General features: G+C 57.5%; 13 protein-coding genes and 1 riboswitch. Of the genes, 3 read left to right on the forward strand and 10 right to left on the reverse strand.

Annotation, left to right across the window (positions count from 1 at the left end; translation table 11 throughout):
• Positions 1-412: 412 nt before the first annotated feature.
• From PKO02S_RS33720 to PKO02S_RS29480, 4 genes are read right to left on the reverse strand one after another with little or no spacing between them, the layout of a single operon-like run.
• Positions 413-538 carry a hypothetical protein gene (locus tag PKO02S_RS33720; RefSeq protein WP_281280477.1) on the reverse strand — a complete coding sequence of 42 codons (126 nt, stop codon included), beginning with the start codon at positions 536-538 and terminating at the stop codon, positions 413-415.
• A 55-nt stretch (positions 539-593) separates the two neighbouring features.
• Positions 594-1,622 (reverse strand): zinc-binding dehydrogenase, encoded by a 1,029-nt coding sequence (locus PKO02S_RS29470; RefSeq protein WP_127588594.1) that lies wholly within the window; start codon positions 1,620-1,622, stop codon positions 594-596.
• Positions 1,619-2,503, reverse strand: coding sequence for a dihydrodipicolinate synthase family protein (locus tag PKO02S_RS29475; protein WP_127588595.1), 885 nt, complete (start codon positions 2,501-2,503; stop codon positions 1,619-1,621). Before PKO02S_RS29475 ends, PKO02S_RS29470 begins: the two co-directional genes overlap by 4 nt.
• A gap of 17 nt (positions 2,504-2,520) precedes the next feature.
• A complete protein-coding gene (locus PKO02S_RS29480; RefSeq protein ID WP_127588596.1) occupies positions 2,521-2,907 on the reverse strand; it encodes a Rid family detoxifying hydrolase in 387 nt (128 codons plus the stop codon).
• Between the two features lie 207 nt (positions 2,908-3,114).
• On the opposite strand from PKO02S_RS29480, the gene PKO02S_RS29485 reads away from it, so the two are divergent.
• On the forward strand, positions 3,115-3,882 hold the full coding sequence (locus PKO02S_RS29485; protein ID WP_127588597.1) for an IclR family transcriptional regulator: 768 nt from the start codon (positions 3,115-3,117) through the stop codon (positions 3,880-3,882).
• A 461-nt stretch (positions 3,883-4,343) separates the two neighbouring features.
• On the opposite strand, the gene PKO02S_RS29490 is transcribed toward PKO02S_RS29485, so the two are convergent.
• From PKO02S_RS29490 to PKO02S_RS29510, 5 genes are all read right to left on the reverse strand, one after another.
• On the reverse strand, positions 4,344-5,561 hold the full coding sequence (locus tag PKO02S_RS29490) for an alanine racemase (RefSeq protein ID WP_127588598.1): 1,218 nt from the start codon (positions 5,559-5,561) through the stop codon (positions 4,344-4,346).
• Complete coding sequence (locus PKO02S_RS29495; RefSeq protein ID WP_164821758.1) at positions 5,561-6,319, reverse strand: SDR family NAD(P)-dependent oxidoreductase; 759 nt, start codon at positions 6,317-6,319, stop codon at positions 5,561-5,563. Before PKO02S_RS29495 ends, PKO02S_RS29490 begins: the two co-directional genes overlap by 1 nt.
• A gap of 74 nt (positions 6,320-6,393) precedes the next feature.
• Complete coding sequence (locus PKO02S_RS29500) at positions 6,394-6,942, reverse strand: hypothetical protein (protein WP_127588600.1); 549 nt, start codon at positions 6,940-6,942, stop codon at positions 6,394-6,396.
• A gap of 186 nt (positions 6,943-7,128) precedes the next feature.
• Positions 7,129-7,338 (reverse strand): hypothetical protein, encoded by a 210-nt coding sequence (locus PKO02S_RS29505; RefSeq protein ID WP_127588601.1) that lies wholly within the window; start codon positions 7,336-7,338, stop codon positions 7,129-7,131.
• Between the two features lie 94 nt (positions 7,339-7,432).
• A riboswitch (cyclic di-GMP riboswitch) is annotated at positions 7,433-7,519 on the reverse strand.
• A gap of 84 nt (positions 7,520-7,603) precedes the next feature.
• Entirely contained in the window at positions 7,604-8,404 is an 801-nt protein-coding gene (locus tag PKO02S_RS29510; protein WP_127588602.1) for a class I SAM-dependent methyltransferase, read from the reverse strand.
• Positions 8,405-8,690: 286 nt separating this feature from the next.
• Here PKO02S_RS29510 and PKO02S_RS29515 point away from each other — a divergent pair, with 286 nt between their 5' ends.
• Positions 8,691-9,407 carry a PIG-L deacetylase family protein gene (locus PKO02S_RS29515; RefSeq protein ID WP_127588603.1) on the forward strand — a complete coding sequence of 239 codons (717 nt, stop codon included), beginning with the start codon at positions 8,691-8,693 and terminating at the stop codon, positions 9,405-9,407.
• A 434-nt stretch (positions 9,408-9,841) separates the two neighbouring features.
• On the opposite strand, the gene prkA is transcribed toward PKO02S_RS29515, so the two are convergent.
• Positions 9,842-11,737 carry a PrkA family serine protein kinase gene (prkA, locus tag PKO02S_RS29520; RefSeq protein WP_127588604.1) on the reverse strand — a complete coding sequence of 632 codons (1,896 nt, stop codon included), beginning with the start codon at positions 11,735-11,737 and terminating at the stop codon, positions 9,842-9,844.
• A 305-nt stretch (positions 11,738-12,042) separates the two neighbouring features.
• Here prkA and PKO02S_RS29525 point away from each other — a divergent pair.
• A partial coding sequence (locus tag PKO02S_RS29525; RefSeq protein WP_127588605.1) for a DUF2161 domain-containing phosphodiesterase occupies positions 12,043-12,799 on the forward strand: 757 nt, incomplete at its 3' end.

The following is a 12,799-nucleotide window of genomic DNA, read 5'->3' on the forward strand; positions in this document are numbered from 1 at the left end:
AGCTTCCATGCCGCTAATGCGGCACCATAGCTTCCAGCTGAAGTGGACGGCGGGGTGAATCGGTGAAAATTTGCTCTACTTGGTGGGGACGGCGGGCAATTGAATCTGTTCTGTATAGGTAAATTTGGGGGTCATTGGTGGTATGGCGGACAATCGCAGGCATTGCAGGGTAACTTTAGGTCTACTTGTTAGGCACGGGGGAAATCGCAGGCATTGCAGGGTAACTTTGGGTTTACTTGGTATGCACGGCGGGCATAACGTTATTTTGGCGCGGAAGCATTGGCGAAATGGCGAAATGGCGAAGTAGCGATTTGCCCTCTTTGCCCTCACCTTATTTTTTGCCCGCCCCTCGTGACCATCGCACAACAAAGCCCGCCTGATCTCCCTGGAGATCTGACGGGCTTTGTCCGGCCTAACCTATGAGCTCGCCGATCGGCAGCGCATCCAGGATAGGGTCCGCGTCCGTGGAGGCGTCGGCCCCAGCCGCTGCGTTCTCGTCCAGCAGCATGCCGACGGCGGGTTGCCCGGCTGAGGCCATATACGGGGGTATCACATGAGCTGCCGTTCCGGCTTCTCCAGTTGGCCGACATCCGTTAAGGATGCAGCAGCACCTTCGCTACTTTGCCCGGATCCGATAAGAGCTTCTCGTACCACACTTGCGCCGTTTGGAACGGCGCCTTCACGACCCAGTCCTCATCCATCCGGATCCATCCGTTCGCCATCCATTGCGCTGCGGTTTGGAAATTCGCTGCCGAGTAGGCAAAAGCGCCCGAACAGGATATCTCTTTTCGGATCATCTGGTTCACAGGCAGCTCCGAGTCCGCTTCATGAAGGCCGGTGAAAATGACTTTGCCGCCGTTCCGCGCGCAATCGATGGCGAGCAAACGGGTTGCACCGGCTCCCACCGCATCAACCGCTACCTCGACTCCCGCACCGCCAGTCGCGCGAAGGATTTCCTCCTTCACATTCACTTCGTTCGGGTTGAGCGGGATCGCCCCAAGCTCCGCAGCCATTTCCAGCCGGCTCAAGTTGCGGTCGGTTACATAGATTTCTTTTACGCCGAACGCCTGGATCGCCTGCAGCGAGAACAACCCGATCGGACCCATGCCGACGATCAGCACGCGCTGACCCGGTTTGACCTCCGCGACCTCCGCCACTCGTACCCCGCAAGCCAGCGGCTCGATAAAGGCACCTTGCTCGAACGTAAGGCGATCGTCGAGGGGGACAACCGAACGGGCAGGCAGCTTCACATATTCCGCATTGCTCCCGGGGAGCGCCGCGCTGATCAGCTGACGATGGGCACAAATCTGCTGCTTGCCTCGCAAGCAATCCGGACATTTGCCGCATGTGATGAGCGGATTCGCCGTTACACGTGCCCCCTCTAGGAGAGCCGGAAACTCCACCGCCACCCGATCTCCCAGCTGTACAATCGTGCCGGAAAATTCATGCCCGAAGATGAGAGGCGGCTTCCGCAAGGAGTTATGGCCCAAGTAGCCGCTTAGCTCGGAGCCGCAAATACCGGAATAACGGACTTTGATCAGCACCTCGTCCTCCGCCGGAACCGGTATATCCGCCTCACGCAAATTCATCTGTTTGGGTCCTTCGTAGATTAACGCTTTCAAACGGGCAACCCCTTCGTTATTTGCTTGTAGCCGAGCAGCACTTCTTCTACTCTGACATTGTCCGAGGCGAGCAGCGGGCTCCGCGTTTCCGCACTGGAGAAGATGCCGAGGTGACGGAACAGCGCCTTCGTGGTCGGAATTTCATCGCCGGGACCGAACATGCTGATGAACGGCAGCAGCTTCTCGCTGTAAATATGAAAGCTGAGCTCCCTATTGCCTTCACGGAAAGCGCGCCAGCAATCCCGGAACGCTTCCGGATGGATGATCGGGGCAATGATCATGTTCCCGTCTACTCCTGCCACGAACGCGCGGTAGCAGATGATATCGTCTCCCCCATACACGACCAGCTCGGATTTCCGCTTGAGCTCGCGGATTTTGCTGAAGCTGTGGTCGGTCATCTTGATCCCCGTAATGCCTGGCACCGCTTGGGCCAAAGTCAACAGATCCTGCGTCGTGAAACGGGTGGCGGTTGTAACCGGATTGTCGTAGAACACGATGTCCAGACCGGTCCGCTCGGCTACTTGGCCGATATAATCGATGACCATATCCAGCGAATTCGGAAAATAGTATGGGCTTGGGACTAGCGCCGCTTTGACGCCGTGCTCGGCTGCGGTAAGACCGATCTCTACCGCTTCTTCCAGGCAAGTGTGGCCCAGACCGACTACGATGTGCTTATCCTTCGGCGTGCGTCCCGCTACGTAGCGAATGATATCCTTTCTTTCCTGAGCCGTGAGCGCAGGGGCCTCGCCGGTGCTGCCGCAAACGACGTAACCTTCCAAATAATCCGCCGTTCTTTCGATGAGCCGGTCAAAACCCGCGTATTCAATCTTCCCTTGCAAAAAAGGTGTAGGTATTACCGGTATATTTCCATGCATCGCCATTGTTGTCAGGCTCCCCTCTAGTTTCCGTTCGTCGGAATTTCCGCAATCGCGTCGATCTCTACCAGAATGTCGTCCAGCTCCGCTCCTACGCAAGAACGGGCGGGCATCGGCGCCGAGAAATATTGCACATATACTTCATTGAAGGCTGCAAAATCCTTCATGCTGGCCAAGTACACATTCACCTTGACCACATCGTCCATCGAACAACCGGCGGCTTCCAGGATCAACTTGATATTTTGAAGGGTGACAGCCGCTTGCTCCTTGACCTCGCTTCCAACGATCTGATTCGTCCCAGGTGTAAGCGGACCTTGACCGGATACGTAGACGAACCCATTGGAGATGATGGCTTGGGAATACGGGCCGTCCCCTTTCGAAGCGGTGTCGGTGGTGACAGCTTTTCTCATAGGTACTTTCTCCTCCTTTTGTAGTACAGAGATCATTAGTTCATGCTTCGATTTTCATTATATCAAAAATATTTTTGTTATACAAAAATATTACCTTGTTTCTGTTATGTTTTCGGTCGGTTTTGCATTATTTGCAACCTATTTGGAGGTGTGATTAAATAAGAGTTATCAAATGTAGATTCGATATATCGAAAAGGGGAATGAAGGTTGAAAAAAAATCGGTATTCGGTTCCTGCGTTGGAGAAAGCGATCGTCATTATAGAATCGCTCTCCCAATCCAAACATCCCCTCGGCATCACCGATCTGTACGCGCTTTGCGGATTGCCCAAATCGAGTATTTTTATGATTTTGAACACACTCGAGGACTTGCAATATGTAGCGAAGCTGGAAGGAGACAAATATAGCTTGACGTTGAAGGTATACAATCTTGGCATGGCGGTGCTGTCCAAGCTTAATGTACGGGAGCTCGCGCGTCCGTATATGGAGGCTTTGGCCGAGGAGCTGCGCTTCACGGTACACCTGGCCAAGCTGGAGCACGACAAAGCAATGTATATCGAAAAAGTTAGCGGTCCGGGCTTTGTGCAATTTTCTACGGTTGTAGGCCAGTCGTGGCCCCTTTATATTTCGGCGGGGGGCAAGGTGCTAGCGGCGTACATGTCGGAGGAGCAGTTGAGCGCTGTGTTGGAATCTTGTACGTTCGAGTCGTTCACGCCGAACACGATTACTTCGGAGGAAGCGTTTCGGGAGCTGCTCCAGTCGGTGCGAGAGCAGCAATACGCGTTCGAGGATGAAGAAGGCGAGCTGGGCATCCGGTGCGTAGCGGCGCCGGTATTCGACGACACCGGCAAAGCCGTCGCCGCGCTCAGTGTAACCGCCTTGCGCAACGAGCTGCCGATCCACAAGGTCCTGGATGTCAGCGCAGCCCTCCGGCGGAAAGCTCTTCTCATCTCCCAGCAGCTGGGGTACCCGCTGTAAGCTAGAACCGTCCGGAAGCTTGTCCGGGCGGTTTTTATTTGGGCCAGGAGCTCCAGCCGCCGCATACAAGCCGAGATGGTGCAATAATGGACTAACTTCTGCACCTGCAGCCGCATTCGGACTGAGTTGGTGCAAAAAATGGTTACTTGGTGGGGGAGCGGCGCACGACGGGGATGAGGAATAGTCGGGAGTGGGCGATGGGCGATGGCGGGGAATGTAGGGTAACTAATGGTCTACTTGGAGAGGAACATGGCTGACATCGAGCGAAGTAGGGTAATAGTTGATCTACTTGGTAGAGCGAGCGAGGACGGATGACGGAGAATAGTTGGTGTTCGACGTTACGGAGATAGGAAAACCCGTCCGAAGTTCGGACGGGTTTCGTTTGGGCAGTGCAAGGCTCGCAGGCACGGAGCACCGGGGGCCCTGCTGCCGTGAAGACAAACGACCGGTGCCGCTCTCGCTTAGCGGGACTTGCCTCGCGCCGTGACCTTCCAGATCGCCTCGACCTCGCCGTCCCGAATTGCGGCCACCTCATCAACCGTGTTGATGACGCCGCAGGCATGGACGGGGATGACGGCGATCATGTCGCCCACCGCGAGGCCTTGCTCCTCGGGCGGCAGCGTGAGCATGCCGTGCTCCTCCGTCAGCCACGCCACCTCGATGCCCGGATGCCCGATCACGTAGCCGCGGCCGGTACCGATCGGCGAGTCGCCGCCGTCCGAGGTGAGCACCTTCGTCCCGGCGTCGATGACGGCGCGATGCGGCTCGGGCCGGCTGACGACCGTGCACAGCACGGACAGCGCGCAATCGTCCAGCCGGTGAGCGCCGATCTCCACCTGCATCAGGTCGCCGAACACGTACGCGCCGGGCCGCACCTCGGTGATGCCCGCCACCTCCGCCGTGTATGGCGACGAAGGCGTGGAGCCTGCGCTGACGATGTCGATCGCAAAGCCGATCCGCCGCAGCGCCTCGGCCGCCTCAACGGCCATGCGTCCTTCGTGCTCGGCCACCCTCCGAATCTCCTCGGCCCGGGCGTCGTAAGAATGGCCCGCGAACGTCGTAATGCCTCGCAGGCGCACGCCGGGCAACGGTCGAATTCGCTCCCCCAATTCGACTGCGGCTTCGATCGACGCCACACCGACCCGGCGGAAGCCGCAGTCGATCTCGATCGCGAGCCCGATCGTCAGTCCCGCCACCTCGGACGCCGCACGGGAGATGCCTGCGGCAACGGCGAGGCTGTCTACCGCCACGGTCACCTCGGCCCGCTGCGCCAGTTGAACGAGCCGCTGCAGCTTCTGCACCCCTACGATCGGGTACGCGACGAGGATGTCGCGCACGCCCGCATCGGCCATCGCTTCCGCCTCCCCGAGCTTCGCCGCGGTCTGCCCGATGGCGCCCGCTCCGAGCTGCATCCGAGCGATCTCGGGCAGCTTATGCGTCTTCGAGTGGGGCCGGACGCCAACTCCGTTGCGCTCCGCAATGCGCTGCAGCCGGTTAATGTTGCGCTCCACTTTTTCCAGATCGATCAACACGTACGGTGTATCCAAGTTCTCCATGCCACCCTTGCCAGCATTCATAGCTTCCATTCCTTCCTCCATCTGCCGATTTCCATTCGTACTTCCATTCGTACTTCCATTCCAATCTCCATGCCTATCTCCAGTCCCAAACGGCCGGCCCATCAGAAAGTAAGCTGCCCGCCGTCGACGACAATCGTTTCCCCTGTAATGAATGCCGCATCCTCTGACGCCAGGAACGCGAATACCCCTGCGACATCCTTCGCCTTCCCGACCCGGCCGAGCGGAATTTTCGTCCGGATGTACTCGGCGACGAACGCAGGATCATCGATGGCTTCCGACATCTGCGTCTGGATATAGCCCGGGCAAACCGCGTTTACCCGAATATTGCTAGCCCCCAGCTCGATCGCCATCGTCTTGGTCAGCAGCACGACCCCGCCCTTCGAGGCGTTGTAATGGGCATATTTCGCCTCCCCTACGAGACCGTTCGTCGAAGCCATGTTAAGAATGACCCCTTCGCCTTGCCGGACCATCTGCTTGGCCGTCTCCTGCGCCACGAAGAACATGCCGTTCAAGTTGACGTCCAGCATGCGGCGCCAATGCTCCGGCGTGATCTCCAGGAAATCCTCCTCCCAAGCAATGCCGGCATTGTTGACCAGCACATCAATTCGTCCGAATGATTCAACCGTACGCCTCACAGCCTCCGCAACCTGCCCCGGATCGGAAACATCCGTCGTCAGCGTCAAAATCGGCCTGCCCCGATCCGTAAACTCCCGCTCCAGCTCGGCCAATCGTTCGGCGTTGTTGGAGGCGGCTGCGATGACAGCCCCTTCTTCGGAGAATCGTTCCGCCGTCGTTTTGCCGATTCCACCATCCGCACCTGTAATCAGTACAATTTTTCCTTCAAAACGAGCCAAAGCCATTGGTCCTTCCCCCTCCATAAAAGCTTCTCTAAATGTATTTTTTCATAATCCATATCCGTACGGATACTTCTCGTTCACGGAAACCGGAAGCTTCCCGGTCGCCTGCATCCGGCCGAACAATACCTTGAGCGTGGCGTCGATAGAATATTCGCATTCCCCGTAGGCGCACACGCAATTGGCAGGTGCTGACATTTTCCGCAAAATGTACGGACTTCCGACCACGGGACACGGATAATGTCCTTGGCCAGATCGACGCCCGCTTGCTCCATTTGCTCGAAGGTGCAGCTGATAAAATCGTCGCCGACGGCGCACTTGAGCGGCTTGATCTCTCCGGCGCTGCCTTGCAGGAACACGGCCATCGTACCAGGATATGTTTCTTCCAGATAGCTGCTCGTTTTGCCCGGATAGTCGTTCGAAATCAAGTAGTTGTCGGAGCTCATCGAAGTAGAATGGCAGCCGATGCTGTACAGGATGCCCTTGATCGCTTTCGCCTCGTCGACCAGCTGGATTACGAACAGATCGTCGTCAATTTCCGTGTCGTAAGTAGGCTTCCACTTGACCCCCTCTTCCATTAGTTTTCTGCGGCTGACGCCAAATTTGGATATCCCCTTTGCGAGCAGCATTCGCCCCTCTTGAAGACTAGCATAACAGTCCTTGGTCAGATTGACGATAGTGTCCCGCAGAAAAGAATAATCCATCGCGCTGCAGTACATATGGTCAGATAAACAAAAAAGCCGGAGCGATCAACACTCTGGCTCATACCCGCTCTTAGCGGAATCCCCGAATCACTTCACCGCCTTCGTGTCGGGCTAGCTTCGGATTCCGTTCTTATATTCCTGGCAAGCCAGGCATGTCGCCACATCTACACATGTCGGATGCAACGGGCCGGTGAACTTGGTGCAGTAGATGGGTGTCTTGAACTCGAGGTTCGATGAAATCAACGAGCAGTAGGCGCAATTGCCGATCAATTCGACCGTCAACCGGTGCAAGTCGGTTTTCAGCTGCTTAATATCATCCACATTTTCACCCCCCGGATAGACAAAAGGCCTAGCGGTCAGACAGGCACATAAAAAAGAACGCTGCCCATAAGACAGCGTCCTAAATGATCCGCTCCAGGGCAACCCGGCTGTCTTAGCGATGTCCGCTGTAGACCCGTGGCTTTGCGTCCCTGTCTTTCGATCAGGTTTGCCTACATATGCTATTAGAACTATATTAGGAGTCAATAGTAGCATATCCATAATCGGAATGTAATAGGTATTTCGTCCTAATTGTTATAATAAATTGTTAAGCTTTCGGTTTCTCCGCTTCGAACCTCAACCGCACATAATCGCCGATCCACCCGCCTTGTGTGTCGGAATAAAGGGAAGGGCGAAGCTCTATCTCCATCTCGGAGAACGCCTGCTCTCTCTCTTGGGGCGACAGATCCTGCAAGAACGACTCGCCGAACATCTCGACCCATATGCGGATGGCGCGGGCTCCTCCGTTCAGCAGCGTCGGCCGGTCGAAGGTGGCGATTCGGCGCACGACGAAGCCTTGCGCCTCAAGGCGTGCAGCGTATTCGCCTGCGGAGGGGAAGTACCACGGATTGCGCGCGGCCGCGTCGATGCCCCGGCGCCGGAGCGCTCGAGTGAGGGCGGCTTCAATGTGCGCGACATTGCCTCTGGCCCCGAACTCGCCGACGAATCGGCCGCCGGGCCGAAGCGCGTCCCACACGCCGCTAATGACGTCGGACGGGCGTTTCATCCAATGCAGCGCCGCGTTGGAGAAGACGATGTCGTACTGCGCGGGGTGGATGCGCAGGTCCTGGGCGTCGGCTTCGGTGAATTGGAGCTGCGGATATTTGCTGCGCGCCGCCTCCAGCATCTCGGCCGAAGCGTCGACGCCGTGGACGTCGGCGCCTCTCCCCGCGAGCTCGGCCGTCAAGTCGCCGGTGCCGCAGCCGAGGTCGAGCACGCGCCGGCCCTCCAGCGGTCCAAGCCAGTCGACGGCGCCTTTGCCGAACTCGGCGACGAAGGCGAGCTGGCCGTCGTACAGCTGCGCATTCCACGTCGCGGCGGCGGATGGTTGTTGGTTGCTGCTGCTCATAGGGATTCTCCTCCTTGGGGTTGCGATTGTTGGCGAACCCCCTTAAGTATCGTCTAGCCTTGTACTTTCCGCTGCTTTTGATTTAGAATCAGAATGAATAAGCCAATGGCGTTTAACATCTGATTCATAGCGAAGCTCCAAAGCAACCGATAAATCACGAATTACTTCCTCGAATTGCTTCGATCATATACTTGCTTTACTTATATGTCTAATATATAGTTCCTTTTGGTGTGATAGGTATTACCTATAATGAAATGAGATGTTATTCAAGGAGGGAGTCGTCTATATGCCTGCTGCCAATCGATACACACTTGCGTTCCTTACCGCTCATCCCGACGACGAGACGTTCATGGGGGCCGTCGCGATCCGGGAAGCGGTGGAGCAAGGCCACCGCGTCGTCCTGCTCCTCGCCACCGACGGCGAGGCGGGCAAAAGCGGGCGGCTCCAGCCGATGGAGAGGCCGGAGCTGGCCGCGCTTCGGCGGCAAGAGATGGCTCGCGCCGCCGCGGTGTTGGGGGTGGCCGAGGTGCGCTGGCTCGGCCATCCGGACGGCGGGCTCGCCGCCGTCGCCCCGGGTTGGCTGCGCGCGCAAGCCGCGCAGTTCATGCGCGAGACGGCCGCGGATGTCGTCGTGACGTTCCCGGAGGACGGCATCAGCGGCCACAAGGATCACACCGCGATTCACCACGCGGTGCGGGAAGCAGTGCACGCGGGCGAATGCCCGAGCGTGCGCAAGCTCTACTACGCGGCGAGTCCTCCGCTCCTCGCCTCCGGGCACTTGCCCGCGGTGCGGATCGACGTGGCGCCGCGCTGGCCCTTGAAGCGCGCAGCGCTGCTCGCGCACGAGTCGCAGATCTTGTCCATCGAGCGCGTGTTCGGCCCGCTCGGGGACGCGTCGACGATCGAGCCGCGGATGCGCGAGGAGCAGTTCGTGCTCGCCTGGGCCGACGGCGTCTCCTTCCCGGTCCGCAGCGAGTCGTCGCTATTCGACGGGCTCGGTTGAGTACCTAAGTATCCCATCTGGATACCAGATTTCGCACAATCGGCCCTTTAGCTGCAAGCTGAGTACTCAAGTAAACAGAACGCGAAGCCAGCTTCGCGTTCTGTTTACTTTGGTACTCAGCAGCCGCAGCAGATGCCCGAAATGCGAAATTTGCTTCCTTATCTGTTTACTTTGGTATCCAGGTAAGCGTCAAATAGTCATCAACTAAATACTGCTCCCGCCCGCCATCCAGACCAAACTTCACCCTCATTTGCCCGCCGCCGACCGCCCCTCCCGCCCACCAGGCCAGATTTTACCCTCATTGGTATCCAGCCGGCCGATGGGTTTCCTGCTCCTGCCCTACTCTTGCTCCGCCAACACATCAAGCCCGGAAGCATGGCTCCGCCGCGAGATTGCGGAGCTATGCTTCCGGGCTTTTACATACCTGCCTTCGATCAGCGATTCAACAAACTTCCCACATACCGCAGCAGCTCGTTGGCCGACCCGGTCGTGTAGCCGTGCTCGTCGACCAGCCGCTTGATGACCTCGTTGATTTTCTTCAACTGGTTCTCGTCCGGCGTTTTCGTCGACGTGGTGATTTTGACGATATCCTTCAGGTCGCTGAACAGCTTCTTCTCGATAGCCTCGCGCAGCCGCTCGTGGCTGCCGTGCTCGAACTTCTTGCCCTTGCGGGAGTACGTCGACATGCGGATCAGAATCTCTTCGCGGAACGCCTTCTTGGCATTTTCGGACACGCCGATTTGCTCCTCGATCGAGCGCATCAGCCTTTCGTCCGGATCCATCTCCTCGCCTGTAAGCGCATCCTTAATTTTTTGCCAATTGCAGTACGCCTCGATATTATCCAAATAGTTGTTGAACAACGTCTTGGCGGATTCCTCGTAGGAGTAGACGAACGCCTTCTGCACTTCCTTCTTCGCCAGCTCGTCGTATTCCTTGCGCGCTACGGAGATGTAGTTCAAGTACCGCTCGCGCTCTTCCTTCGTGATCGACGGATGCTGGTCGAGGCCGTCCTTCAGCGCCCGCAGCACGTCAAGCGCATTGATGAATTCAAGATTTTGACGGATCAGCGCGCTCGATATCCGGTTGATGACATAGCGCGGATCGATGCCGGTCATGCCTTCTTCGATATATTCGTTCTGCATCTCCTTCAGATCGGCGTCCTTGAACCCTTCCACGGTTTCGCCGTCGTAGAGGCGCATCTTTTTGACCAAATCCATGCCTTGCTTCTTCGATTCCTTGAGCCGCGTCATGACGGAGAATACGGCCGCCGCGCGGAGCGAGTGTGGAGCGATGTGAATATGCTTCATGTCGCTCTGCTGGATGAGCTTGCGGTAAATTTTCTCTTCCTCCGACACCTTCAGGTTGTAAGGCACCTGCATGACGATCATCCGCGATTGAAGCGCTTCATTTTTCTTGTTGGCGATAAACGATTTGTACTCCGATTCGTTCGTATGCGCCACGATCAGCTCGTCGGCGGAGATTAGCGCGAAGCGGCCTGCCTTGAAGTTGCCCTCCTGGGTCAGCGAGAGCAAGTTCCACAAAAACTTCTCGTCGCACTTCAGCATTTCCTGGAACTCCATCAGCCCGCGATTCGCCTTGTTCAGCTCGCCGTCGAAGCGGTACGCCCGCGGATCGGACTCCGCACCGAATTCCGTAATCGTAGAGAAGTCGATGCTCCCCGTCAGGTCGGCGATGTCCTGCGACTTCGGATCGGACGGACTGAAGGTCCCGATCCCTACGCGTTCTTCCTCCGAGAGGAAAATGCGCTCGATCATCACATCTTCGATGCGGCTGCCGTAATCGGTCTTTAACCGCATGGCGCACGAAGGACAGAGGCTGCCTTCGATTTTCACCCCAAGCTCTCTCTCAATATCGCCGCGCAGCTCGTTCGGCACCAAGTGCAGCGGCTCCTCATGCATCGGGCAGCCCTTGATCGCATACAGGGCGCCTTGCGGCGACCGGCTGTACCGTTCCATGCCGCGCTTCAGCATCGTCACGATCGTCGATTTCCCGCCGCTCACCGGCCCCATCAGCAGCAAGATCCGCTTTTTCACGTCGAGGCGCCGAGCTGCCGAATGGAAGTACTCCTCCACCAGCTTCTCAATCGTCCGGTCCAGACCGAAAATTTCGTTATCGAAAAACTTATATCTTTTACGGCCATTCTCCTCGCTAATGCCATGCCAAGCAATCATATCGTAAACTCGCGCGTGCGCGGTCTTGGCTACGCCCGGATGCTCCTTCACGATATCGATGTACTCGGCGAACGATCCGCTCCAAGCGGCCTGCTCTTGCTCCCGTCGGTGCTCCGAAATCCGTTTAAAAATGTCCATGGTGCCCTCCTCTCATCTGTACACGGCCAACGCGCTCATCTGAGCTTCACCTTCTGTTTGTCTGGCTGTATGCGAAACTTAGCCGGGATGGGCTCCCAGAGATGCCCGGCATTACCCCCGTCATCGCAGGCGAGGCGTAAGCTTTCTATCGGTTTGGGTGTATTACATCCATATGCATGGAGCGCGTTGAAGTTGCCCATTAATTTGCTTGAAATCCGTTCAAGTTTGCTTGTGTGCTATAATAAACGCAAGGTTTGTGAGGTAACGTGACACTATGTAGACCGGCTGGGAAGAGGAGAACGGACATGGCCATTCAGAGCGAAACCGAACTGTATCCGCCTATCAAAACATACTGGGAATCGCTAGGCTACGAGGTGAAAAGCGAGGTCCGGCATTGCGACTTGGTCGCGATTCGGGGAGACGAGCCACCGGTTATCGTGGAGCTGAAGAAATCGCTCAATTTGCCGCTGCTCGTGCAGGGAATCGATCGGCTGCAGCAGACGGATACGGTCTATTTGGCGGTGGAAATGCCCTCAACGGGGCGAGCTCCGCATCAGCTGCGCTGGTCGGATCTTGTGCGGCTGTGCCGGATGCTCGGCCTCGGGCTGATGACGGTGCGCTTCTACAAGCGGCGGCGGCCGGCGGTCGAAGTGCTATGCGACCCGGCCCCTTATACGCCGCGCAAAAGCAAGGTCAAGGCGACGCGGCTCTTGTACGAATTTCGCGAGCGATCGGGCGATTACAATGTAGGCGGAAGCACGCGTCGCAAGCTGGTGACCGCCTACCGGGAGAAGGCGCTGCATTGCGCCTATTGGCTGCGGGAAAGCGGCCCTTCGTCGCCCAAGCGGCTGCGCGAGCTGACCGAGAACGCCAAGGCGCAGCTGCTGCTCCGCGACAACTACTACGGCTGGTTCGTCCGCGTGGAGCGGGGGGTGTATCGGCTGACGCCGGCGGGGGAGCAGGCGCTGGTCGAGCATGGCGACATCGTGAGCCGGATGCTGGCCGGACGCGGCGGCAGCTACGGGGAGGCCGGGGCCGCTGCCGCGGCGGTGTTAGAGGTGT

It is taken from the genome of Paenibacillus koleovorans NBRC 103111 (assembly GCF_004000845.1).
Lineage (GTDB): Bacteria > Bacillota > Bacilli > Paenibacillales > NBRC-103111 > Paenibacillus_AA > Paenibacillus_AA koleovorans.